At 65.9% G+C, this 24,352-nt stretch carries 19 protein-coding genes; 5 read left to right on the top strand and 14 right to left on the bottom strand.

What is annotated here, in order from left to right; translation table 11 throughout:
• Window positions 1-4 precede the first annotated feature (4 nt).
• The 5 genes from FBY20_RS08150 to FBY20_RS08130 all read right to left on the bottom strand — a co-directional run bounded on the left by FBY20_RS08150 (window position 5) and on the right by FBY20_RS08130 (window position 9,779).
• Window positions 5-565, bottom strand: coding sequence for a YggT family protein (locus FBY20_RS08150; protein WP_056327927.1), 561 nt, complete (start codon window positions 563-565; stop codon window positions 5-7).
• A 188-nt stretch (window positions 566-753) separates the two neighbouring features.
• Complete coding sequence (locus tag FBY20_RS08145; protein WP_142051326.1) at window positions 754-1,467, bottom strand: histone H1-like DNA-binding protein; 714 nt, start codon at window positions 1,465-1,467, stop codon at window positions 754-756.
• Window positions 1,468-1,817: 350 nt separating this feature from the next.
• Entirely contained in the window at window positions 1,818-3,017 is a 1,200-nt protein-coding gene (locus FBY20_RS08140; protein ID WP_056327816.1) for a ribonucleotide-diphosphate reductase subunit beta, read from the bottom strand.
• A gap of 20 nt (window positions 3,018-3,037) precedes the next feature.
• On the bottom strand, window positions 3,038-5,968 hold the full coding sequence (locus FBY20_RS08135; RefSeq protein ID WP_062841585.1) for a ribonucleoside-diphosphate reductase subunit alpha: 2,931 nt from the start codon (window positions 5,966-5,968) through the stop codon (window positions 3,038-3,040).
• 304 nt (window positions 5,969-6,272) lie between these two features.
• Entirely contained in the window at window positions 6,273-9,779 is a 3,507-nt protein-coding gene (locus FBY20_RS08130; RefSeq protein WP_142051323.1) for an indolepyruvate ferredoxin oxidoreductase family protein, read from the bottom strand.
• 130 nt (window positions 9,780-9,909) lie between these two features.
• Between FBY20_RS08130 and FBY20_RS08125 the strand changes: the two genes are divergently transcribed.
• On the top strand, window positions 9,910-10,359 hold the full coding sequence (locus FBY20_RS08125) for an Lrp/AsnC family transcriptional regulator (RefSeq protein ID WP_008159001.1): 450 nt from the start codon (window positions 9,910-9,912) through the stop codon (window positions 10,357-10,359).
• Window positions 10,360-10,422: 63 nt separating this feature from the next.
• Here FBY20_RS08125 and FBY20_RS08120 read toward each other — a convergent pair whose 3' ends face one another.
• On the bottom strand, window positions 10,423-11,388 hold the full coding sequence (locus tag FBY20_RS08120; RefSeq protein WP_142051320.1) for a tripartite tricarboxylate transporter substrate binding protein: 966 nt from the start codon (window positions 11,386-11,388) through the stop codon (window positions 10,423-10,425).
• A gap of 66 nt (window positions 11,389-11,454) precedes the next feature.
• Complete coding sequence (locus FBY20_RS08115) at window positions 11,455-12,294, bottom strand: alpha/beta fold hydrolase (RefSeq protein ID WP_142051317.1); 840 nt, start codon at window positions 12,292-12,294, stop codon at window positions 11,455-11,457.
• 84 nt (window positions 12,295-12,378) lie between these two features.
• On the opposite strand from FBY20_RS08115, the gene FBY20_RS08110 reads away from it, so the two are divergent.
• The 3 genes from FBY20_RS08110 (at window position 12,379) to FBY20_RS08100 (ending at window position 15,272) form a co-directional block, all read left to right on the top strand.
• Entirely contained in the window at window positions 12,379-13,263 is an 885-nt protein-coding gene (locus FBY20_RS08110; RefSeq protein WP_056327821.1) for a LysR family transcriptional regulator, read from the top strand.
• A gap of 204 nt (window positions 13,264-13,467) precedes the next feature.
• Window positions 13,468-13,974, top strand: coding sequence for a hypothetical protein (locus FBY20_RS08105; RefSeq protein WP_056327822.1), 507 nt, complete (start codon window positions 13,468-13,470; stop codon window positions 13,972-13,974).
• Between the two features lie 98 nt (window positions 13,975-14,072).
• Entirely contained in the window at window positions 14,073-15,272 is a 1,200-nt protein-coding gene (locus FBY20_RS08100) for an MFS transporter (protein WP_142051314.1), read from the top strand.
• 92 nt (window positions 15,273-15,364) lie between these two features.
• On the opposite strand, the gene gltX is transcribed toward FBY20_RS08100, so the two are convergent.
• Window positions 15,365-16,771, bottom strand: coding sequence for a glutamate--tRNA ligase (gene gltX, locus FBY20_RS08095; RefSeq protein WP_142051311.1), 1,407 nt, complete (start codon window positions 16,769-16,771; stop codon window positions 15,365-15,367).
• 134 nt (window positions 16,772-16,905) lie between these two features.
• On the opposite strand from gltX, the gene FBY20_RS08090 reads away from it, so the two are divergent.
• Entirely contained in the window at window positions 16,906-19,347 is a 2,442-nt protein-coding gene (locus tag FBY20_RS08090; RefSeq protein WP_142051308.1) for a GNAT family N-acetyltransferase, read from the top strand.
• 22 nt (window positions 19,348-19,369) lie between these two features.
• Here FBY20_RS08090 and FBY20_RS08085 read toward each other — a convergent pair whose 3' ends face one another.
• From FBY20_RS08085 to yjgA, 6 genes are all read right to left on the bottom strand, one after another.
• Window positions 19,370-20,062: an isochorismatase family cysteine hydrolase gene (locus FBY20_RS08085; RefSeq protein ID WP_142051305.1), complete on the bottom strand. Its 693-nt coding sequence runs from the start codon at window positions 20,060-20,062 to the stop codon at window positions 19,370-19,372.
• A gap of 9 nt (window positions 20,063-20,071) precedes the next feature.
• A complete protein-coding gene (locus FBY20_RS08080) occupies window positions 20,072-20,908 on the bottom strand; it encodes an ABC transporter permease (protein WP_142051302.1) in 837 nt (278 codons plus the stop codon).
• A 3-nt stretch (window positions 20,909-20,911) separates the two neighbouring features.
• Window positions 20,912-21,727: an ABC transporter ATP-binding protein gene (locus tag FBY20_RS08075; protein WP_142055852.1), complete on the bottom strand. Its 816-nt coding sequence runs from the start codon at window positions 21,725-21,727 to the stop codon at window positions 20,912-20,914.
• Window positions 21,727-22,731: an ABC transporter substrate-binding protein gene (locus FBY20_RS08070; RefSeq protein ID WP_056327828.1), complete on the bottom strand. Its 1,005-nt coding sequence runs from the start codon at window positions 22,729-22,731 to the stop codon at window positions 21,727-21,729. Before FBY20_RS08070 ends, FBY20_RS08075 begins: the two co-directional genes overlap by 1 nt.
• A 365-nt stretch (window positions 22,732-23,096) precedes the next feature.
• Window positions 23,097-23,771: an alpha/beta hydrolase gene (locus tag FBY20_RS08065; protein ID WP_056327829.1), complete on the bottom strand. Its 675-nt coding sequence runs from the start codon at window positions 23,769-23,771 to the stop codon at window positions 23,097-23,099.
• A 17-nt stretch (window positions 23,772-23,788) separates the two neighbouring features.
• On the bottom strand, window positions 23,789-24,340 hold the full coding sequence (yjgA, locus tag FBY20_RS08060; RefSeq protein WP_062841595.1) for a ribosome biogenesis factor YjgA: 552 nt from the start codon (window positions 24,338-24,340) through the stop codon (window positions 23,789-23,791).
• Between the last annotated feature and the right edge of the window lie 12 nt (window positions 24,341-24,352).

The following is a 24,352-nucleotide window of genomic DNA, read 5'->3' as shown; positions in this document are numbered from 1 at the left end:
GCGATCACACGCCCATCATGCCGTAGCTCAGGCGAGCCAGGACCATCAGCAGGATCTGGGCCGCGATCAAGAGGATCAGCGGCGAGAAGTCGATCGAGGTGCGCGGCAGGATGCGGCGGATGGGATCGAGCAGCGGCGCGGTCAGCGATTGCAGCAGCGGCATCATCGGCGCCATCGGGTTGACCCACGACAGCACGGCCTGGATCAGCGTCAGCCAGACCACCAGGTTCAGCGCCCACTTTGCCGTCATGATGAGGGCCGAGCCCATCGCGGCGGGCAGCAGCGCGGCGGGGATCAGCGCGCCGATGGCCACCAGCCACAACAGGACCAGATAGACCAGTGCCGACAACCACGCGCACACCAGGCTGGTCCAATCGATCTTGTTGCCTGCGGGAATGATCTTGCGCAGCGGCAGCACCAGCCAGTTGGTGGCTCCGTAGATCGCGCGCGCCAACGGGTTGAAGGGGTGCAGTCGTATCGCGTGCATCCAGGCGCGGGCAATCAGCGCCGCGCCAAACAGCGTGAACACGATTTCGAGAAGGAAGCGGAAGATTTCACCGAGCATGGACGCGATCACCCCAAAAAAGAGGAATCAATTGTCGCACGGCCAGACGTAAAAATTGCGTACGGTCCTAGTGCATCGGGCCCGGTGCGGGGGTCAGCCATTTGGATGGCATGACGCGCAGACATTAAAAAAGCCGCCCGGTGCAAACCAGGCGGCTCTGATGAAGCTAACGCTTCGGCGCGTCCGGATTAAGGACGGCCACCCGTCGGGAAGGGCCACGACGCGGCGGGGTTCAGCGCGGTCTTCGCGCCCGGGGCAGCAGCCGTGGTGGGCGGCGTGGCGGGCTTCTTCGGAGCGGCTTTCTTCGCAGCGGGCTTCTTCGCGGAGGCAGGCTTCTTGGCGGCAACAGCCGGCTTGGAAGCGGGAGCCTTCTTGGCGGCGGGCGCCTTCTTGGCAGCCGGAGCCTTCTTGGCTACGGCCTTCTTGGCAACAGCCTTTTTGGCGGCCGGGGCCTTCTTGGCGGCAGCCTTCTTGGCAACAGCCTTCTTGGCGGCGGGAGCCTTCTTGGCTACGGCCTTCTTGGCGACTGCCTTCTTGGCAACAGCCTTCTTGGCAACGGCCTTCTTCGCAACGGCCTTCTTGGCTACGGCTTTCTTGGCGACTGCCTTCTTGGCGACTGCCTTCTTGGCAACGGCCTTCTTGGCGACAGCCTTCTTAGCGGCCGGAGCCTTCTTCGCGACGGCCTTCTTGGCTACGGCCTTCTTGGCAACCGCTTTCTTGGCGGCGGGAGCCTTCTTGGCGGCAACCTTCTTCACGGCCGGCTTCTTGGCGGCTGCGACTTTCTTCACTGCAACTTTCTTGACGGCAGCTTTCTTGGCCGGAGCGGCCTTCTTTGCTGCTGCCTTCTTGGCGGCGGGTTTTTTCACCGCTGCTTTCTTGACGGCTTTCTTGGCTGTTGCCATGGTCATGCTCCTTAGGTTCAGGGGTCCCAGAACTTAAACCCGTGCCCCGACCCGCCAATCGGCGGACCGTGCCCGGGCTATTCATCGGCGCATGCCGCTGTTCTGTGCGAGCAACAGCTACTACGGTTTGCGCTAATGAATTCGGCACAGCCATTTGATATGGCCCCCGCCCCTTTGGCGCGAGCCATTTCAAATGGCGCCGGCAGGCGGCCTGTTCACAGGCCGCCGACCGCTTGTTCTACGTGTTCGAAGACACCCTGACCAAGGAGCTTGCCATCAAGCCTGTCGCGAACGCGACGCCCATCGAAAAGAGAAGGGCGTGCCCGCGCCGGGCTCGATGGCGTACTGCGTTACTCCCAGCTCAGCGTGCCACCGGTTTGGTATTCGATCACGCGAGTTTCAAAAAAGTTGCGTTCCTTCTTAAGGTCGATCATTTCCGCCATCCACGGGAAGGGGTTTTCTTCCTGAGGGTACAGAGGTTCGATACCGATCTGCTGGCAACGACGGTTGGCGATGAAGCGCAGGTAGGATTTGAACATGGGTGCGTTCAAGCCCAACACGCCGCGCGGCATCGTGTCTTCGGCGTAAGCGTATTCGAGTTCGACCGCTTTGCGGAAGAGTTCTCGAATTTCTTCGCGGAATTCCGGCGTCCAGAGATGCGGATTTTCCAGTTTGACGGTGTTGATCAGATCGATGCCGAAGTTGCAGTGCATGGATTCATCGCGAAGGATGTACATGTACTGCTCGGCAGCGCCGGTCATCTTGTTCTGGCGGCCAAGCGCCAGGATCTGCGTGAAGCCAACGTAGAAGAACAGGCCTTCCATGAGGCAAGCGAAGACGATCAGGGACTTGAGCAGCGTCTGGTCGGCTTCGGGCGTGCCCGTCTTGAAGTTGGGATCAGCGATCGCGTCGATGAACGGGATCAGGAACTCGTCTTTGGCCCGGATGGACGGCACTTCGTTGTAAGCGTTGAAGATCTCGGCTTCGTCCAGGTCCAGGCTTTCGACGATGTATTGATAGGCGTGCGTGTGAATGGCTTCCTCGAATGCCTGGCGCAGCAGGAACTGGCGGCATTCGGGGGCCGTGATGTGGCGGTAGGTGCCCAGCACGATGTTGTTGGCGGCCAGCGAGTCGGCGGTCACGAAGAAGCCGAGGTTGCGCTTGACGATGCGGCGCTCGTCCTCGGTGAGCCCGTTCGGGTTCTTCCAGAGGGCGATGTCGCGCGACATGTTGATCTCTTGCGGCATCCAGTGGTTGGCGCAAGTGGCCAGGTACTTTTCCCACGCCCACTTGTACTTGAAAGGCACAAGCTGGTTGACGTCGGTCTGGCCATTGATGATGCGCTTGTCGGCAACCTTGACGCGCTGCGAGGTTGCCGCGCCGCTGGCAGCCAGACCGGCTGCGTGCTGAGGCGCGGCCGGCGTGGGCATGGCGGTGTCGCCGAACACACCGGTCGCCGCCCGGACTTCCGGGGCAGCCTGACCGCCCGCCGCGGGCGCGGCAGGTTGTGCAGGTTGCGTGGCGGTGGTGTCGTCGTCCCAATTAATCATGATTCATTCTCCGGAGGCGGTTATTGGCAGGCTTCGCACTCTTCGAAGCCGGGGTCGCCCGGCCGCATGGTGCAAACCGCCCCGAGAACTTCGGGTTCCGGCAAAACAGGTGCTGCGGCAACGGCGTTGGCGGTGGACGGATTACCCGCGCTGACGGCGTTCAGTTCGCCGCCGCGTCCCGTGGACTTCTCGGCGCTGGTGGCGCCAAGGGTGCGCAGGTAGTACGTGGTCTTCAGGCCACGCGTCCATGCCAGCTTGTAGGTGTCGTCCAGCTTCTTGCCCGATGCGCCAGCCATGTAGATGTTCAACGACTGGGCTTGATCGATCCACTTCTGGCGGCGCGACGCGCATTCAACCAGCCAGCGCGGTTCGACTTCGAACGCGGTGGCGTAGAGTTCGCGGAGTTCGGAAGGTACGCGATCGATGCGGGACAGGCTGCCGTCGAAGTACTTGAGGTCGGCGACCATGACTTCGTCCCAGAGACCGAGTTTCTTCAGGTCACGCACGAGGTAATCGTTAACGACCGTGAACTCGCCGGAGAGATTCGATTTGACGTACAAGTTCTGGAAAGTGGGTTCGATGCACGCAGATACGCCAATGATATTGGAAATAGTGGCGGTTGGGGCGATTGCGATGCAATTGGAGTTGCGCATGCCGTGTTCTTTGATGCGCGTACGCAACGTATCCCAATCGAGCGTGCTCGATTCATCAACGTCAACGTGACCACCACGTTCATCACGCAGCATCTTCAACGTGTCTTGCGGCAAGATGCCACGCGACCACAGCGAACCTTCATACGATTGATAGCGGCCACGTTCTTCGGCGAGCAGGCTCGACGCGAAGTAGGCGTGATAGCACACCGCTTCCATCGAACGATCCGCGAATTCAACAGCGGCTTGCGATGCGTACGGCACGCGCATCATCTGCAGGCAATCCTGGAAGCCCATGATGCCCATGCCCACCGGACGATGGCGCGCGTTCGAATTGCGGGCCTTGTCGACGGCGTAGTAGTTGATGTCGATCACGTTGTCGAGCATGCGCATCGCGATGCTGACGGTGCGCTTGATCTTGTCGTGGTCCAGTTCGAAACCGCCGCCGGCAGCCGGCTTCATGTGTGCGACCAGGTTCACGGAACCCAGATTGCAAACTGCGATTTCGGATTCGTTGGTGTTCAGCGTGATCTCGGTGCACAGGTTCGAGCTGTGGACGACGCCCACGTGCTGCTGCGGCGAACGGATGTTGCACGGATCCTTGAACGTGATCCACGGGTGGCCGGTTTCGAACAGCATCGACAGCATCTTGCGCCACAGCGTCAGCGCCGGCATCTTCTTGAAGAGCTTCAGTTCGCCGCTGGCGACGCGCGCTTCGTAGCCCACGTAGGCTTCTTCGAACGCGCGGCCATACTTGTCGTGCAGGTCGGGGCAGTCGGACGGCGAGAACAGCGTCCATTCACCGCCTTCCATGACGCGCTTCATGAACAGGTCGGGAATCCAGTTCGCCGTGTTCATGTCGTGCGTGCGGCGGCGCTCGTCGCCGGTGTTCTTGCGCAGTTCCAGGAATTCTTCGATGTCCAGGTGCCACGTTTCGAGGTACGTGCAGACCGCACCCTTGCGCTTGCCGCCCTGGTTCACGGCGACGGCCGTGTCGTTAACAACCTTCAGGAACGGAACGACGCCCTGGCTTTCGCCGTTGGTGCCCTTGATGTGGCTGCGCAGCGCGCGCACCGGGGTCCAGTCGTTGCCCAGGCCGCCGGCGTACTTGGCCAGCAGCGCGTTTTCCTTGATGGCGTCGTAGATGCCTTCCAGGTCGTCCGAGACGGTGGTCAGGTAGCACGACGACAGCTGCGAGTGCAGCGTGCCCGAGTTGAACAGCGTGGGCGTGGAGCTCATGAAGTCGAACGAGGACAGGATCTCGTAGAACTCGATGGCGCGCGCTTCGCGGTCGCTCTCGCGCAGCGCCAGGCCCATGGCCACGCGCATGAAGAAGACCTGCGGCAGTTCGATGCGGGTGCCGCGGATGTGCAGGAAGTAGCGGTCGTACAGGGTCTGCAGGCCGAGGTAGCCGAATTGCAGATCGCGCTTGGCGTTCAGTGCCTTGCCCAGCTTGGTCAGGTCATAGCTGGCCAGTTCGGGCGACAGCAGGCCGCCTTCGATGCCGCGGGCGATGAACGTGGGGAAGTATTCAGCGTAGCGCGTGGCCATGCCGTCTTGCGAGACTTCCTCGCCCAGCACTTCCTTGCGGATCGTGTGCAGCAGCAGACGGGCGGTGACCTGGCTGTAGGCCGGATCCTTTTCGACCAGCGCGCGCGCGGAGAGGATGGCGGACTTGAACACTTCGTCGACGGGGATGCCGTCGTACAGGTTCTTGACCGTTTCCTTCAGGATGGCTTCGGCGTCGATGAACTCGGACAGGCCTTCGCCGGCGGCGACGATGGTGGCGCGCAGTTCGGCCACGTCCAGCGGGCGGCGCACGCCGGCATCGGTGACGTTCAGCACGTGTTCCTGCGGCGCGGCGTCAGCCTTCTGCTGGCCTTCGGCGGCAGCGGCGGCGGCGCGTTCCTGCGTGCGCTTTTCGCGGTACAGCACATAGGCGCGCGCGACGTCATGCTCGCCCGAGCGCATCAGCGCCAGTTCGACCTGGTCCTGGATGTCTTCAATATGGAAGGTGCCGCCGTTGGGGCGGTTGCGAACCAGCGCGTTGACGGCCTGGCCGGTCAGCGTTTCGACCAGTTCGCGCACACGCGCGGACGCGGCGCCTTGGCCGCCATTGACGGCCAGGAAGGCCTTGGTCATGGCGATGGCGATCTTGCTGGGCTCAAAACCAACCACCGAGCCATTGCGGCGGATGATGTTGTAGCTGGCCCATTTGCCGCTGTTGGCGTCGGCGGGGGAATCGGTTTGGGAGGGCGGCACGGCCGAAGGCCGGGTCACAGAGGCGATCGTAGTCTGCATGGAAGCTCCTGTGCGAAAAAGCGCGTAGATGAAGACATGACGACGTCATGTCTGGTCAAAATTGGATCTTGTAATGGGGGTCGCAACGTCCGGACAGGCTAGTCCGTAAGGCGTGGCCGGCGGGAATCAGCGCTTAGGCGACCACAAGATGTAGTGTAGCACCCCTCGTTGGCCACTAATTCTAGTGATCGAGGTTTACAGGGACAAGAAGAAGATAAGACGAATCCCACAAAAGATTGTAACCAAATGCACTAGGCGCGCCCCGCAAGGCGCGCCCAGGTCAGTGACCACTCAGACCGGCTGTTTATGCGGTTTTCCGCAAGGCGCTGGCGTGCGGGGCCGGTGCTGTATAGCTCTGCATGAGCCGGGCCAAATCGGTCCGGTACTTCTCGACATTGGCGGCCTTCACGTGGCCAAAGCCGCGAATGTTTTCAGCCAGGGCGGCGATTGTAGCCGCTTGCGCGAGGTTGTCCGCAGTCAGCCCTGCAAGCAGTTGATCGATGGTCTGGCGGTACTCCGTGACCAGCGCCCGTTCCATCTTGCGCTCGGCGGTATGGCCGAAGGGATCGAACCAGGTGCCGCGCAGGCCCTTGAGCCGCGTCAGCAATTTCAGTGCCGACATCGTGCGCGGACCCAGCGTCATCTTGCGCGGAACGCCGGTGCGCGGATCCTTGCGGGCGAAGATGGGCGGGGCCATGTGAAAGCGCAGGCTGTAGTCGCCCTCGAACTGGCCTTCCAGCTGCGCCTTGAAGGTGTCGCCGGTATAGAGGCGCGCCACTTCGTATTCGTCCTTGTACGCCATGAGCTGGTACAGGCCGCGCGCCACGGCCATCGCCAGGCGGGGCGTCTTGGCATCGGGCGCCAGGGCTCGTTCGCGGGCCGCGACGGCGTCGACGACGTCCCGATACGCCTGCGCGTAGGCCGCATCCTGATAGGCCGTCAGGTCTTCGACACGGCGCGCCACGGCGCGCTCGAAGGTTTCGGGGATATGCAGCTGCATGACCTGGGCCCGCGGGCGCAGCGCGCCTTCCAGGGCGTCGGGGCGATGCGCGGCAAGCCGGCCGCTATCGAAGGCGGCGCGGTTGGCCGCCACCGCCACGCCGTTCAGTTCGATCGCGCGGTAGATGGCGGCCTGCGAAAGCGGCACGCCGCCGCGCTGCCAGGCGTAGCCCAGCATGAACATGTTCGACAGGATGCTGTCGCCAAACAGCGCCAGCGCCGCTTCATGCGCGTCGATCGCGGCCGTGTGCGCGTCGCCCGCCGCGTGACGGATCTTGGCCAGCAGCGCCTCGGGGCGCATCGCGGCGTCGGGATTGCGCGTGAATTCGGACACGGGCGCCACGTACGTGTTCACCGTGACCTGAGTGTGGCCGTGGCGCAAGGCGCCCAGCGAGTCCGGCGCGACCGCGGCAACCGGATCGCACAGGATGGCCGCGTCGGCTTGCTGCCAGTCCAGTCGCACGGGGCCAGCGGCCGAGCCCGCCGGGGCAAGGCGAATGTGGCTCACGACGGTGCCGCCTTTCTGCGCCAGCCCGGTCAGGTCCAGCACCGCGGCCGACAGGCCTTCCAGGTGCGCGGCCATCGACACGATGGCGCCGATGGTGATGACGCCGGTGCCGCCCATGCCGGCGACCAGCAGACGATAGGGATGGTCCAAGGCAGGAAGGGCCGGCTGCGGCAGGCCGGCGATCATGCCCTGCAGGCGTTCCTGGTCGGCCTTGGGCGCCGCGCTCTTTCTGGGCTTGCCGCCCATGACGGACACGAAGCTCGGGCAGAAGCCTTCCGCGCACGAGTAGTCCTTGTTGCAGCTGGACTGGTCGATCGCGCGCTTGCGGCCGTACGGCGTTTCCAGCGGAACGACCGACAGGCAGTTGGACTTCACGCCGCAGTCGCCGCAGCCTTCGCACACGGCGCTATTGATCAGCATGCGGCGCGCCGGGTCCGGGAACTGGTTCTTCTTGCGGCGGCGGCGCTTTTCGGCCGCGCAGGTCTGGTCATGGATCAGGACCGTCACGCCCGGAATCTCGCGCAGCTCGCGCTGCAGCGCGTCCAGCTCGCGGCGGTGGTGGACCTTGATGCCGGGGCCCAGGTCCACGCCCTGGTATTTCTCGGGCTCGTCGGTCGTGACGACGATGCGCGCCACGTTTTCGCCGCGCAGTTGCTGGCAGATCTGGGGCACCGAGATCGGGCCGTCCACCGGTTGCCCGCCGGTCATGGCGACGGCGTCGTTGAACAGGATCTTGTAGGTGATGTTGGCGCGCGCCGCGACGGCCTGGCGGATGGCCAGGTAGCCCGAGTGGTAATACGTGCCTTCTCCCATGTTCTGGAAGATATGCGGCATCTTCGTATAGCGGGACAGGCCGATCCAGTCGACGCCTTCGCCGCCCATCTGCGTGAGGCCGCCGGTGTCGCGGTCCATCCACGCGGCCATGTAGTGGCAGCCCACGCCGGACAGCGCCTGGCTGCCCTCGGGCACCTTGGTCGACGTGCTATGCGGACAGCCCGAACAGAAGTAAGGGCGGCGGCGCATGCCGTCCGCGTCGTTGGATAGCGGCGCCTGGCATTCGAAGGCCGACAGGTCGCGGTTCACGGGCAGCCCCGCGGCGCGCGACAGCCAACCGGCCAGCGGCGCGGCCAGTAGCGACGGGCGTAGCTGGCCGGCCGACGGCACCATCGGCTCGCCGTCCAGTCCCTTCTTGCCCACGACCGTCGGCCGCTCGGGCAGGTTGAACAGCATGTCCTTGATCTGGCTTTCGACCACTGCGCCTTTTTCCTCGATGACGAAAATGTGCGACAGGCCGCGCGCGAAGTCGAGCAACCGGCCTTCGTCCATCGGCCAGGTCAGGCCGGGCTTGTAGATCCGCACCGGCGCATTCGCCGTGACCGTGTCCACGCCCAGGCGCGCCAACGCTTCCATGGTGTCCAGGTGCGCCTTGCCGACGGTGACGATGCCCACCGTCGCCTTGGGCGCCGGACAGGTCAGCTTGTCGATGCTGTGCCGGCGCGCGAAGGCGGCGACGGCCTTCATGCGCTGGTTCATGCGCGTCTCCACCGCCAGCGACAGGAATTCGCGCGCGGAGTATTCCAGCGATCCGGCCGGCATGTCCGGATCATCGGGCATGTCGTAGGTCTGGATGGCGGCTGGCGTGAACGAATGGCCGCTTTCGATGGTTTCGGACACGGCCTTGAAGGCGACCCACGTGCCCGCATAACGCGAGAGCGCCCAGCCCCAGAGCGCGAAGGTCTCGTATTCGTCGATGGACGTCGGATGCACGATGGGCATCTGCCAGCCGATCAGCGACGCTTCGCTGGCGTGCGGGATCGAGGACGACACCGCGGTGTGGTCGTCGCCCACCACCACCAGCACGCCGCCGTGGCGCGAGGCGCCCGCGGCATTGCCGTGATGCAGCGCGTCGCCGGCGCGGTCCACGCCGGGACCCTTGCCGTACCACATGGCGAACACGCCATCGACATTGCGGTCAGCGCGCACGCCGGCCTGCTGCGTGCCCATGACCGCCGTGGCGGCCATGTCTTCGTTGATGCCCGGCAGGAAGGTGATCTGGTTGGCGTCCAGCGCCTTCTGCGCCTTCCACATGGCCATGTCCACGCCGCCCAGCGGCGATCCGCGGTACCCCGATACGAAGCCGGCGGTGTTCAGGCCGCGTTCACGGTCCACCCGGCGCTGCGTGAGCATCAGGCGCACCAGGGCCTGCGTCCCGGTCAGGAAGATGCGTCCGGACTCGCGGGTCAGGTTGTCGGCAAGCTGGTAATCAAGGTCCAGCTCGGGTGCGGCGGCGGGGGTACCGTCCATAGTCAATGCTCCTGGTATTTGGCACCATGATAGGTTCGCGAGGGATCAGGTTTATTGCGTTTTTGGATCGTGCTATCCCTATAATTCGCAATGAACATTTCGTAGTCCAAGAAAACCAGGAGACAAACGAATGGACAAGACCGATATCGGCATCCTCAAGGCGCTGCAGGAAGATGGCCGGGCCTCTGCGCAGCAGCTTTCCGAGAAGGTGGGGCTGTCCGCCGCGCCGGTATGGCGGCGCGTGAAGGCGATGGAGGCGAGCGGGGTGATCCAGGGCTACAGCGCCCAGGTCGACCGCAGCAAGGTGGGGCTGGGCTGCATGTTTGCGCAGATCAGCCTGGAGCGGCATTCGGCCAACACGGTCGAGAACTTCGAGCGGTCGGTGCGCGACGCCCCGGAAATCCTGGAGTGTTATGCCGTGACCGGCGATTCGGACTTCCTGTTGAAGATCCTGGTGGAAAGTCCGGAAGCCTACGACCGCTTCCTGCACCGGTTCCTGTTCAACATGCCGGGCATCCGGCAGACGCGCACCATTGTGGCGCTGCGTGAAATCAAGCACGAGCAGCGGCTGCCGCTGTAGAAAGGCGCGCCTTCTCTATATAGATAGAGAGAAAGGGCGCGCCGCCGTGCGCAAGGGCCAGGTTTATTGGGGCTGGATGCCGGCGATCCGTATCCATTCCTTCCAGCGGGCCGTGTCTTCCTTCACGAATGCGTCAAAGCGCGCCACGTCCATCGCTTCCGGCGTCAATCCCAAGGCGCGCAGCTTGCGCGCCGTGGCGTCGTCCTGCACCGCGGCCTGCAGGTAGGCGTTCATTTTGGCGACGATCTCCGGCGGCGTGCGGGCGGGCGCCGACAGGCCCAGCCAACCCGCCACGACGAAGTCGGGATAGTAGGTGGCCATGGTCGGCACGCTGGGCCAGGCATCATGCTGGCGGGCGCCCGTCACGGCGATGGGGACGAGGCCCTTGCCGTCGATTTGGCCCATGGCGGTCAGGTAATCCACGAACGCGAAGCCGATCTGCTTGCCGCGCAGGTCGGTGATGATCTGCGTGATGTTCTTGTACGCCGCCCCGGTGATGTTGATGCCGGCCCGCTGCTTGAAGAGTTCGGACGGCACCTGGGAGGACGAACTGTAATAGCCGAAGAAGACGTCGCCCGGATGTTTCTTGGCGTATTCGACCAGTTCGGGCACGGTCCGGTACGGGCTGTCCGGCGAGACGACGCCCACCGTGCCGAACGTGCCCAGCATGCCGACCTGCTCGAAGTCCTTTTGCGCGTCGTACGGCAGCGTCTTGTACAGGAACTGGTTGGCCGAATGCGTGGAGTTCGTGGACAAGAGGAATGTGTAGCCGTCGGGCGCGGCGCTTTTGCTGGCGTTGGTGCCCACGATGCCGCCGGCGCCGGGGCGATCCTCCACGATCACTGTCTGCCCGGTCTTCTCGCCCAAGTACTGGGCGAAGGTGCGGGCGGTCAGGTCGGCCGCGCCGCCCGCCGCGGAGGGCACGATGATCGTCACGGGCTTATCGGGCCAGCCGGCGGCGTGCGAGGCCGCGGCCCACAGCAGGCAGGCGCCGGCGAGCGCCGGACGCAGCAAGCGGGAAATGGTCATGTCTCTGTCTCCTGAGTGCGCCTGGGCGCGTCGTTATCGTTGTGGTCGTCGTTGTCTTGCGGGGGCTCAGCCAAATTGCTTGCGATGCCAGTCCAGGATGGCGCCGGCGCTGATCTGCCAATGGTCTGCGTACATCATGCAGTGCGGTTGTCCGGCAAGCAGGGCATGCGAAAAGCCGTAGCGGCGCGCAATGGCTTCGTCCTGCCCCGGTGGATGCCGGTCATGCGTGTCCAGGCCCGCCTCCAGGCAGAGGCCGGGCGCGCGGATCGATGCCGCGCCGATGGCCACGCGCAGCAGGTATCGGTCGTTCAGGACCTGGGGGCTTTCCGCGCACAGCCGCCGCGCCACCGCGCGAACGTCCCGGTCCGGCGTGGTCGCCAGGAAACGTGAGCGGATTTCCGCCTCGCCGGGGGCGGTGCGCGGCACGTCCTCGGGCACGGCAGGCAAGGCCAGCGCACCGGGCAGATCGCCTGGCGGCGAGGGCGCCAGCAGCACGACGCCAGCCACGGGCCGCCGGCTGGCGGCCAGCAGCGCCGGCAACGCGCCCATGCTGTGGCCCACGACAACGGTCGGCGCATCCAGCGCATCCAGTGCGCTGACGACGTCCTGGCCCAGGTCCTCAATGGTGACGTTCGGAAATCTGGCGTCTTGCGGCAGGTCGCCGTGGCCGCGCATGTCCAGCGCCGCGCACGCCAGACCGGCGGCTGCGAAGTAATCCAGATAGTGCGCGTAGCACCAGGCGCCGTGGTAGGCGCCCGGCACGAACAACAGGCCGGGCCGGCCGTCTTGCGGGACGGCGCCGATGCGCAGGCGGCCATGCCCCGCATCGCGCACGGGCAGCCGATCGGCCACGCCAAAGTCCAGCGGGTCCGTGGCGGAGGGAGAGATAAGGTTGGCGGTAGGCATATTGCGGCCATCTTAAGAGGCCGCCTATGATGAGAAAACTTTATTTTTCATATGGATTGATAAGTTCTACTAATCCGCCGCCCCATGCGCCCGCTTCCCGATCTCTCCATTTCCCATTACCGGCATTTTTTGCTGGTCGCCGAGCTGGGCAGCTTTCGCGCCGCAGCCGTCCGGGCTTTCCGATCCCAACCCGCGTTGTCCCTGTCGATCCGGGAAATGGAACAACGCCTGGGACAGCCGCTGTTCGAGCCCGGCAACCGCGGCACGCTGACGCGCTTCGGGCAAGACTGCCTGCCGCTGGCGCGTGAACTGGTTGACCACCACGACCGGGTCGCGGGCGCCTTGTCGGGGCTTGCCAACAATGGCGCCGGCAGCTTGACGATGGCGTCCGTTGCGTCCGCCGCCACGCACTGGCTGCCCGAACTGGTGGCCGCCTACCGGGCGCAGTATCCCGCGGTGTCGCTGCGCCTGTTCGACGACAACTCCGAGGGGGTCGAGCGCATGGTGCTGGCGGGCGAGGTCGAACTGGGCGTGTGCAGCACCGTGTCGCGCGACCGCCGCCTGTCGTTCGAACCGCTGATGCGCGACGCCTTCGGCCTGGTCTGCCATCGCGGCCATCCGCTGGCTGGCCGCAAGTCCGTGACGTGGCGCGAGATCGCCGACCTGCCTTTGGTGGGCACCATTGCGCACCGCCAGCTTGCCGGTCATCCGCAAGCGGCGTTCATGCTGGACCGGCAGGTGTTCGTCTCCAACATGATGTCGCTGCTGGCCATGCTGGAGCGCGGCGTGGGCGTGACGGTGCTGGCCCGCCTGGGCGTGCCGCCGGATTCGCCGGGACTGGCGTTTGTGCCCTTGTCGCGGCCGCGCATCGAACGCGAGCTGGGCATTGCCCGTCTGGCCGGCAGAAGCCTGTCTCCGGCCGCCGCGCGCATGGAGGAAATGCTGCGCGAGAAAGCGCGTCGCGGGTGAGCCGCTGTCGCTAGAAACCAACGCATTTTTGCGGTTTCCGCGCGGATTCCGGGCGCGTCCGCACCCGCACTGTTGCGCATTTGCACACGGCGCGGATCGTCGTTGATTCTTCCCTGACGCCTATTTAGAGTGCGTGAAGTCCGCTGCGCCTGGGACGGGCCGGTGTGATCGGCGCGGCGCGTCGGCGGACGTCTTGAGGAAGTCATGAGCAGTGTGTTTTTGCGTACGGCAGGCATTGCCTGCGCCATCGTGATCCTGGCCGGTTGCGCCGCCAGGAAGCCAGCCGCCATCACCGAGGCCCAACCCGCTGAACCGCCCAAGCCGGTGGCCTGCACGCCCGCCAAGACCGGCGACCCGATGATCGGCACCTGGTTGTCCAATTCGCGTCCGCGCGATGTCGCGGGCGACATGCAGTCGCTGATCGTGCTGTCCGCCGACGGCACCATGTCCTACGAATCCCTGCTCAAGATCGGCCGCAAGACTCGCCCCGCGCTGCGCGAGACGGGCTGCTGGAGCGTGGCGGACGGCGTCTACACGATGCGCACCACGAAGTCGGCGGGCGAGCCGGTGGATCCCACCGATCCGATCTATCTGAACCGCTACCGCGTCGAGAAGGTCGAGCAGTCCAAGCTGTCGCTGCGCGAACTGAAGTCGGGCGGCATGCTGCTGACCGCGCGCCGCATGCCCGCGGGCTACCGGCTGGCCTACTGACCGTTGCGCCGGGCGGACATTTCGCCCGGCGGTCAAGCCAAGCGGGCCAGGCTGCGGTAAGGTGCGGGCTTCGACTTTCGCCCCGCAGCCGGTTTCCCATGCCCGCCCTGTCCTCCGAAGCACGCGCGATCGCGCTGCTCGCGTTGGCCGCCTTCGTCAGCGCCAGCGCCTTCCGAATCTGTGATCCCATGCTGCCGCAACTGGCGGCGGAATTCGGCACCACCACCGGCCAGGCCGCGCGCGCCGTCACGGCCTTTGCCGTGGCCTATGGCGTGCTGCAGATGTTCTTCGGTCCGGTGGGCGACCGCTACGGCAAATACCGTGTCGTCAGCGTGGCGACCGTGGCGTGCGCGCTGGGCAGCGCTGGCGCCGTCATGGCCGGATCGCTCGACATGCTGGTCTTTTGCCGCGCCTTGTCCGGCGCGGCCGGCGCGGGCATCGTGCCCCTGTCCATGGCATGGATCGGCGACAACGTTCCCTATGAACGCCGGCAGGCGACGCTGGCGCGCTTTCTGACCGGCACCATCCTCGGCATGTCGGCCGGCCAGCTTGCGGGCGGGCTTTTTGCCGATACCGTCGGCTGGCGCTGGGCCTTTGCCGCGCTCGTGGCGGGATATCTGATCGTGGGGGTGCTGCTGCATCTGGAAGTGCGGCGTCAGCGGGCGGCCGGCTTTGCGCAGGTCGATCCCAGCGCGCCTCGGCAAGGCTTCATCGCGCAGGCGCGGCTGGTGCTGGGCGCGTCGTGGGCGCGCGTGGTGCTGGCGACAGTGTTCATCGAAGGCCTGCTGGTGTTCGGCGCGCTGGCCTTTGCTCCCTCGTACCTGCATGAGCGATTCGATATCTCGCTGACGGCCGCAGGCGCGCTGGTCGCCGTGTACGCGGTGGGCGGACTGATCTATACGGTTGTCGCGGGCCGCATCCTGAAACGGCTCGGCGAGCGCGGCCTGGCCGTCGCGGGCGGGCTGGTGCTGGGCGTGGCGTTCCTGTCGTACTGGCTGGGACCGGTCTGGATATGGAGCCTGGCGGCCAGTGTGCTGGCGGGCTTCGGCTATTACCTCCTGCACGCGACGCTGCAGACGAACGCCACGCAGATGGTGCCGTCCGCGCGCGGTACGGCGGTGGCGTGGTTTGCCTCGTGCCTCTTCATGGGACAGGCGGCGGGCGTGGCGCTGGCGGGGGCCGTGGTGGACGAGATCGGCGCGGCCGCGCTGTTCGGCGGTTCGGCCGTGCTGCTGCCGTTGCTGGGGGCGTTCTTTGCCCGGGCGCTGAAGGCGAGGGCCGCGATGCAGCGGGCGTGAACGGCGTTGGCGTCATGCCGGATTGAAAACACAAGGGCCTTTTCATCATTGGAGGAAAAGGCCCTTCTTATGCAGGTGTCAGACACCCGGGTTTAAATCGCCGACAGCCGCTTGAGCACCGTTTCCTTGCCCAGCAGCGCCAGCACCGCATCCACCGCAGGCGTCTGCGTCTGGCCGGTGACGGCCACGCGCAGCGGGATGGCCAGTTGCGGCATCTTCAGGCCGCGGTCGGCCAGCACGCCCTTGATGAGCGCGGACAGCGCTTCGCGCGTCCAATCCGCATCCTTGGCGCGCTGCACGAAGTCGGCCAGCGCTTCGCGGGCGGGGGCGGTCAGGTGCTGCTCGGCCAGGTCGGCCGGCGCGCCCTTGAATTCGCCGCAGAACAGCATGGCGCCGTCGGCCAGCTGCTCCAGCGTTTCGGCGCGGTCCTTCAAGAGACCCATGACGCCCGGCAGGTCGATCTTTTCGGGGTAGCCGCCGCGGGCCGCGACGCGCGTGGCCACGCGCTCGGCCAGTTCGGCGTTGTCCATCTGCTTGATGTAGTGGGCGTTGACCCAGTTCAGCTTCTTGGGATCCCACTGCGACGCGGACTTGGACAGGTGCTTGGTGTCGAACCAGGACACCAGCTGGTCGCGCGAGAAGAGTTCGTCGTCGCCGTGGCTCCAGCCCAGGCGGGCCAGGTAGTTGATCATGGCCTCGGGCAGGTAGCCCTCGTTGTCGTACTCCATGACGTTGACCGCGCCGTGGCGCTTGGACAGCTTTTCGCCGTCCGGGCCCAGGATCATCGGCACGTGGCCGTATTCGGGCAGCGTGGCGCCCAGCGCGCGCAGGATGTTGATCTGGCGGGGCGTGTTGTTGACGTGGTCATCGCCGCGCAGCACGTGCGTGATGCCCATGTCCCAGTCGTCGACCACGACGCAGAAATTGTAGGTGGGCGTGCCGTCGGGGCGCGCGATGATCAGGTCGTCGAGCTCGGTGTTGTCGAAGCTGATCGTGCCCTTGACCATGTCGTTCCAGGACGTGGCGCCGTCCTGGGGGTTCTTGAAGCGCACCACCGGCTTGCGGCCTTCGGGGATGGCGGGCAGCGTCTTGCCGGGTTCCGGGCGCCAGGTGCCGTCATAGCGCGGCTTGTCGCCGCGGGCGCGCGCGGCCTCGCGCATGGCTTCGACTTCCTCGGGCGAGCTGTAGCAGTGGTAGGCAGTGCCGGCGGCCAGCATCTGGGCCACGACTTCGCGGTACCGGTCCATGCGCTGCATCTGGTAGAACGGGCCCTCGTCCGGCTGCATGCCCAGCCATTCCATGCTGTCCAGGATGGCCTGCACGGCTTCCGGCGTGGACCGCTCGACGTCCGTGTCCTCGATGCGCAGCACGAACGTGCCCTTGTGATGGCGCGCGAAGGCCCAGGAGAACAGCGCGGTGCGCGCGCCGCCCAAATGCAGGAAACCGGTGGGCGAAGGCGCGAAGCGGGTGCGAATGGGAGTAGAGGCGTTGGAAGTCATAGGTGGCAGTGTTAGCGGCTGCGGCGCCACAAAGCGGCGTCGGGCAGTGTCCTCATCAAGCGGACAGCGGGCTTGTCTTGATACGATGAACGCTATTTTAGATTAGTGTGAACAGGCCCTGGCCCGACCTCCCCATGTTGAGACACGCTCTTGCGCCCATGTTCGAACCCGGCTCGCTGGTGATCGTGGCCGACCGGCCGCTGCCCGCGGCAAGTTCCCTGTCTCCCGTCCTGAAGGCGAAGACCACGGTCGTCACGGTCGAACCCGGCGCGGCGCCCGACCTGCCGGACAGGCTGGAAGGCCTGGCTGCGGGCGACCGTCCTGATCTGGCCCTGGTTTGCGTCTCGCCCGCCGTGCTGCCGGAAACCCTGCGCCGGCTGGCGCCGCTGTCGCCCCGCGCGGTCATCCTGCTGCCCCACGAACTGCCCGACCCGTACCCGCGCGGCACGCTGGCGCTGTGCCGCGCCTGGGCCGAGGAAAACCACTGCGAACTCCTCGGGCCGCGGTCCTTCGGCGCGCAGCGGCCGCACGCGGGCCTGAATTTCAGCCAGCACCCGGTGCTGGCGCGCGCCGGCCGCGTGGCGCTGGTGGCGCAGTCGCGCTCGATCATGGCCGCCGTCATGGATTGGGCCGAGGACGTGCACATCGGTTTTTCCACCGCCGTGTCGCTGGGCGACGAGGCCGTGGTGGGCCTGCCCAAGCTGCTGGACTACCTGGCCAGCGATCCGCGCACCGACAGCATCGTTCTCTACCTTGAAGACGTCGGACCCGCGCGCGAATTCATGAGCACGCTGCGGGCCGCGGCCAGCATCAAGCCGGTCATCGTGCTCAAGGCAGGGCGCTCGGACGCCGACAGCAGCGATGCCATCTTCGACGCGGCCCTGCGCCGGGCCGGCGCCGTGCGCGTGCGCTACTTCGTGCAGCTGTTCTCGGCCGTGAAGGTGCTGGGCTACACGCGCCGCCCCAAGGGCCGCCGCGTTGCACTGATCTCCAACGGCAGCGGGCCTCCGCAGCTCGCCATGGACCTGATCGGCCCGGACGCCGCCGTGCTGCGCGCGGACCTCGCGCCCGCCACGCAGCGCGCGCTGGCCGACATGCTGGAGCCCGACGCCGCCATCGCCAACCCCGTCATCACCTACCTGCCCATGACGCCCGAGCGCATTCGCGCCATGCTCGACGTTGTCCTGGACGACACGGGCGTGGACGGCGTGCTGGTGCTGCTGGCGCCCGACGCCCTGGCCGACATGCCCGCCGTCGCGCGCGAGCTGGCGCAGATTGCCCCGTCGGCCAAGAAGCCGGTGGTGACCTGTTTCATGGGCGATGCGGGCATGCGGCCCTTGCGGCGCATGCTGGACGACGCCGGCACGTCGGCATTCCGTACGCCCGAATCGGCCGCCGATGCCTTCGGCGTGCTGGCCTCGCACCACTACAACCAGCAGCTGCTGCTGCAGACGCAGCCGCCCGAACCCGCGAGCCACGTGCCCGACCTGACGGCCGCCCGCGAGATCCTTGCGCGTGTGCGCGCCGAATGCCGGCGCGAGCTGAACACGTCTGAGATCCGCACACTGCTGGCGCTGTTCTACGTGCCGCTCAGCGAATTCTCTGCCGATGCGGCGCGCGGCGAAGCGGAATCCCGCCCCATGGCGATCCGGGTGCGGCGCGATCCGAAGTTCGGCCCCGTCATCCGGTTTGGCGCGGGCGGGCCGGACGCGGTGCTATCGCTGGCCGATCGCGGCATGGACCTGCCGCCGCTCAACGGTTACCTGGCGCGCCAGCTCATCGAGCGCAGCCGGCTGTGGCGCCGCGTGCTGGCGCCGCGGGTCGGCCACATGGCTGCCGAGGCGCTGCAGCAGGCGCTGGTGCTGGTGTCCGAGCTGGTGTCCGAACTTCCCGATATCGAAACGCTCGACATCGATCCCCTCTACGCAGGCGAAACCCACCTGCGCGCGGGCGGCCTGCGCATGACGCTGACCGAGACGCCCGGCTGCGCCTCGCCGCAGACCACCGGCTATCCGCACATGGCGATCCACCCGTATCCGGCCCGGCTGGTGCAGGTGCGCCGTTTTGCTGACGGCATTCCGTGGGTGCTGCGCCCGATTCGCCCCGAAGACGGCGAGGCGTTGCAGGAATTCATCCGCGGCCTGTCGGAGCGCTCGCGCTACATGCGGTTCGTGTCGATGATGCGTGAACTGACGCCGCGCATGGTGTCGCGCTACACCCAGGTGGACTACCACCGCGAACTCGCGCTGGTGGCGGCCACGCAGGTGCCCAATCCCGCCAATCGCGGCCATCCGCGCGAGGTGCTGGTGGGCTTTGCGCATTACCTGCGCAATCCCGACGGCCGGGGCGCGGAATATGCGCTGGTGATCGGCGACGACTGGCAGCGGCGCGGATTGGGGCGTCAGCTCATGACGGCGCTGATCGACGCCGCGCGCGAGCAGGGGCTGGAATACATCGACGGCCTGGTGCTGTCGACGAACCGGCCCATGCTGGCGCTGATGACCAGCCTGGGCTTTACCAACGATCCCGACCCCGAAGACCCGACCATGCGCCGGGTCTGGCTGAACCTGGCTTAAGGCCCGGGGCCGCAGGAACGGTTCAGGCGGTCTTGCGGGACGGCTGCGCGGGCGTCAACCGCGCGGCCGCCTCGTCCACCGACAGCACGTCGCCAAAGAACAGCATCCACCCGTGCAGGGCGTTCTCGTGCTCGGCCGGCGTCACGGCGGCCAGCGCGTCGTCCACCATGATGGTCCGGAAGTCTCGCATCATCGCGTCGCGCGCGGTGGATTCGCAGCAGACGTTGGTGACCGTGCCGGCGATCAGCAGCGTGTCCACGCCCAGGCCGCGCAGCAGCGGCTCCAGCTCCGACGAGCCAGGGGCCATCGCACTATAGAAGCGCTTGACGACCCGCAGGTCGCTGGCCTGCGCATGCAGGTCCGGATGCAGCGCAAAGCCGGGCGAGTCGCGGCGCAGCGTCTCCAGGCGGCGGGCGCTGCGCTCGGGCGTCAGCATCACGCCGTGATGATGCGACCAGAACACATCCGCGTTGTCGGAGGCCGTCTGCACCCACACCACCGCGCCACCCGCGTCGCGCACCGCGCTGCAAAGGCGGTTGATGGGGCCGATGATTTCCCGCGCCGGGGCGCATTCGCCCTGGTAGCCGGGCAGCAGGAAGTACTGCTGCATGTCGATCACGACCACCGCCGTGCGCGCGGCCGGCAGCTCGTCATACGGATGCAGGCAGCCCTGGCGGGCCACGACGCGATCCTTCACCCATTGGGGGAATTGCATGCTGCCTCCTTAGCCGTAGCGCCGCGCCACGGCGGACTCGACGCGGTAGATGATGAGGTACATGACGCTGGAGATCAGCGCCAGCATCACGATGGCGGTCATGACGATGTTCAGCTTGAACACCTGGCTGCCGTTCATGATGAGAAAGCCCAGCCCCGAATCCGCCGACTGGAATTCGCCCACGATGACACCCACCAGCGCAAGACCGATGTTCATCTTCACCGCCGCGATCAGCGTCGGCACGCTGCCTGGCAGCACGACCTTGGTCAGCACCTGCCAGCGGCTGGCGCCAAAGGTGTGGGCAAGCTTGACCTTGTTCAGGTCGATGCCGCGGAACCCCGCATACACCACCATGATGGTCACGAACACCGCAATGGCGACCGCCATGCCGTACACCGCATAGTCTGACCCCAGCCACAGGTAGAAGATGGGCACGAACGCGATCTTGGGCATGGCGTTGGCCACCACCAGGAAGGGGTCGAGCACCTTGTAGAGAAACTCGGACCACCACAGCGCGGCCGCCACCACGATCCCGATGACCATGCTCAGCACAAAGCCCACCAGCGTGGCCGACAGCGTCGTCATGATGTGCTTGCCCAGGCTGCCATGATTCCATAGTTCGATGAAGGTGGGCCACAGCGCGCTGGGATAGCTGGTGAGCAGCGGATTGACGATGTGCATGCGCGGCAGGATTTCCCATGCGCATAAGAAAACGAGCAGGAGCAGCGCCTGGGCCACACGGATGTTTCGGCGGCGCGCGCGGTCGCGGCGCAGGTAGTTCAGGTACTTTTCGCTGGGGCCGGGCACGGCGCGCAGCGGGACGGTATTGGCAATCGGCGCGTTCATGGCTCAGCCCTCCACATGGACGTCCAGCTCGTCCCAGAGCTGTTTGAAGTAGGTGTTGAATTCCGGCCGCGAGCGCGCCTGGAACGGGGTGGGGCGGACCTGGCCGTCGCCGTAGTGGATGCGGTACTGGCTCTTGAGCCGCCCGGGCCGGCGCGACAGCACGATCACCCGATCGGTCATGGCGATGGCTTCGCCGATGTCGTGCGTCACCAGCACCACCGTCTTGCCCTCGCGGCGCAGGATGTCCACGACTTCGTCGGAGATGGCCAGACGGGTCTGCGAGTCCAGCGCCGAGAACGGTTCGTCCAAGAGGATCACGTCGGGCTCGGTAACCAGCGTGCGCGCCAGCGCCGCGCGCTGGCACATCCCGCCCGAGAGCTGCCGCGGCGTGTGCGACAGGAACGCGCCCAGGCCGCATTTTTCAAGCAGGTGCACGGCGCGCGCCTCGCTGCGCGCATCGCGCCGCCCCTGAATCTCGGCGCCCAGCATCACGTTGTCCAGGATGGTGCGCCACTCGAACAGGTAGTCCTGCTGCAGCATGTAGCCGATGCGGGCGTTCGGTTTGGACACCGCCTGCCCGTCGACCAGCACCGCGCCCGAGGTCGGGGGAATCAGGCCCGCGATCAACGACAGCAGCGTGCTCTTGCCACAGCCGCTTTGGCCGATCAGGCTGACGAACTCGCCCGGCGCCAGGCTGAACGACACGTTGGACAGCGCTTCGGTCTCGCCTTCCGGCGTGAAGTACGACAGACAGACGTCGCGCAGTTCGATCTTGGCCGTGGCGGGCGCCGGCTTGAGGTTGTGGATGGCGGCTCCCATCATTGGGCCTTCTTGGCAAAGTCGGCGATCACCACGTCCTCGTACTTCACGCGGGCGCTGTCCTTCATGACCGCGCTGGCGATCAGCATGTCCTGAAGCTGCGTCATCGCCTGCGCCGTCACGAGCGGCGTGGTCTTCCAGATCTGATATTGCTTGTAGCGCTCGATCGCCTCGGTCACCGCGGCCTGATCCATGCCGGGAAAGAAGGTCATGATCTGCGGGGCCAGCGTGGCCGCGGGCGTGTCCTTCACGTACTTCTCGGCGCGCGCCACCACGTCGGTCCAGGCCTGGATGACCTTGGGGTTGTCGCGGATGTATTTGTCGGTGGCGGTGAACACCGTGTAGTCCACCTGGCCCACCTCATGTCCCACGGACGCGACGATGTGCCCCTTGCCGTTGCGCACCAGCTCTCCGGCCTCGGGCTCCAGGAAGATGCCGTATTCGCCCTGGCCCGCCATCCAGGCGCCGGCGCGCGCGGGGATGCCGATGTTGTTGAGCAGCTTCACGTCCTTCTGCGGATCCAGGCCGTGCTTGCGCAGCGCGGTTTCCAGGAACACGATGGGATTCGATCCGGGGCGAAAGCCGATGACCTCCTTGCCCTTGAGCATGGACCAGTCGAACTTGTCGACCGGCTTGCGCGCCAGCAGGAAGAAGCCGTCGGTGGCGGTCAGGCCGGCGAAGATCTTCGGTTTGACCGGCGATTCGCTGTTCTGCACATAGATGGAGGCCTCGGGCCCGATCAGCACGATGTCCGCGCTGCCCGACAACAGGGCGGTCATGCCCTTGTCGGTGCCTTGCGACGTCTTCATGGACACGTCCAGGCCGGCGTCCTTGAAGTAGCCCTGCGACAGCGCGACGTATTTGGGCACGTACAGGATGGATCGCACCACCTCTTCGTATCGCACCTTCACGGGGGGATTCAGGGCTTCGGCCTGAGCGGCCAAAGGGGCAAGCAGCGCGAGCAGCGCCGCGCCTGCCAGGCGGGGCAAGGGCGAGGTCTTCACGGGACTTTCTCCTGCGTCTTGAATGCCACGCCGACAATCGGCGCAGCACGGCCAATGGGATGGATCGACTACAACAACAGGGAAGCCCGAACAGTGCACGCCCGGGCCGGTGAGGCTTGGATCGAATACTATATTCAAGACAAGCAGGCGACAAGCGTTTTGCGATTGGCGTTTTTCTCTATGGACGTGCGCTGTCGCTGGCCCGAAAATTCGGGGCTGGAATACCAGTTGGTATACAGAATAAGATTTTGAGCCGCTGAGGCGGGCTCATTCCATCGTAGGCGGGGACGCGCTTGGCGCCCATCGGCCAGGGACACGGGCCGCGCGCGGCGCCGCCCGCCATCGTCCCTAGGCTGCCCGTCGCATCACACCAGGACTTCGTTCAGGAAGGCCGAAATATCGGCCACTTCCTCGGCGCAGACCGAGTGCGGCATCGGATACGTATGCCAGCGCACGTCGTAACCCAGCCGCTTGAGTTCGGCCAACGACGCTTCGGCGCGCGCCAGCGACACGACCGGGTCGTACTGGCCGTGGGCCATGAAGATGGGCGTGGCGTCGTTGGCGGGCTGGCGCTCGGCCTCGGCGCTGTCCACCAGCGGCAGATAACCCGACAACGCCATCATGCCCGCCAGCTTTTCTTTCAGCCGCAGGCCGGTGTGCAGGGTCATGGCGCTGCCCTGTGAAAAACCCGCCAGCACGATGTTGGACGTGGGAATGCCACGCGCGTTTTCGCGCGCGATCAGCTTGTGGATGGCCGCTTCCGAGGCGCGGATGCCGCGGCCGTCTTCCACCCGCACCAGGTCCATCACCAGAATGTCGTACCAGGACCGCATCGCCATGCCGTTGTTGATCGTCACGCGCTGCACGGGCGCGTTCGGGAACACGAAGCGCACGCCGAGTCCGGCGGGCAACTGCAGCTCCGGCACGATGGGCGCGAAATCGTTGCCGTCGGCGCCCAGTCCGTGCAGCCAGATCACGGCGTGCGTGGGGTTGGGGGCGGTTTCGATCTCGATGCAGTCGAGCAGGTCGGTTGCGGTCATGGATGGGCAGTAGGCAATTAGAGGGTGAGCGTCTTGAGGGCCTGGAACAGCGCGCGGTAATGCTTCTTTTGCGGCTCCTGGCCCTGCAACAGCGAGGCGTTGGCCAGCTTTTCCTTGCGGGCGGCCCGGATCAGCGTGCGCAGTTGCTGCACGTCGGCCTGCGGATTGTTGTTCAGCAGGCGCGTGAAGGCGTCATCGTCCTCGAGCAGCCGGTCGCGCAGCGTTTCCAGCCGGTGCATGGCGGCCGTTTCCTCGCGGGAGCCGTTCTCCCAGACGTCGAGTTGCTTGCGAATGACGTCGGCCGGCGCGTCGCGCATCAGCTTGCCGACGAAGTGGACCTGGCGCCGCAGGCCTTCGCGGCCGGTGGTGCGTTGCGCCATGCGGATGGCTTCGTACAGGCGCTCTTCGAGCGGCAGCTGCTTCAGACGTTCGGGCGACAGCGCAATCAATTGCTTGCCCAGGTCCAGCAGGGCGTGCATTTCACGCTTGACCTGGGACTTGCTGGGACGGTCGTAGCCGTTCTCGTCGTAACCGTCGTCGACGGAATCTTCTTGGGGATGGGAATTCATGGAAAACTGCGC

This window comes from Achromobacter sp. SLBN-14 (assembly GCF_006715415.1).
GTDB classification, from domain to species: domain Bacteria; phylum Pseudomonadota; class Gammaproteobacteria; order Burkholderiales; family Burkholderiaceae_B; genus Achromobacter; species Achromobacter mucicolens.
The sequence above is the reverse complement of the archived record's forward strand: the minus strand, read 5'-3'. Positions and strand labels throughout refer to the sequence as shown.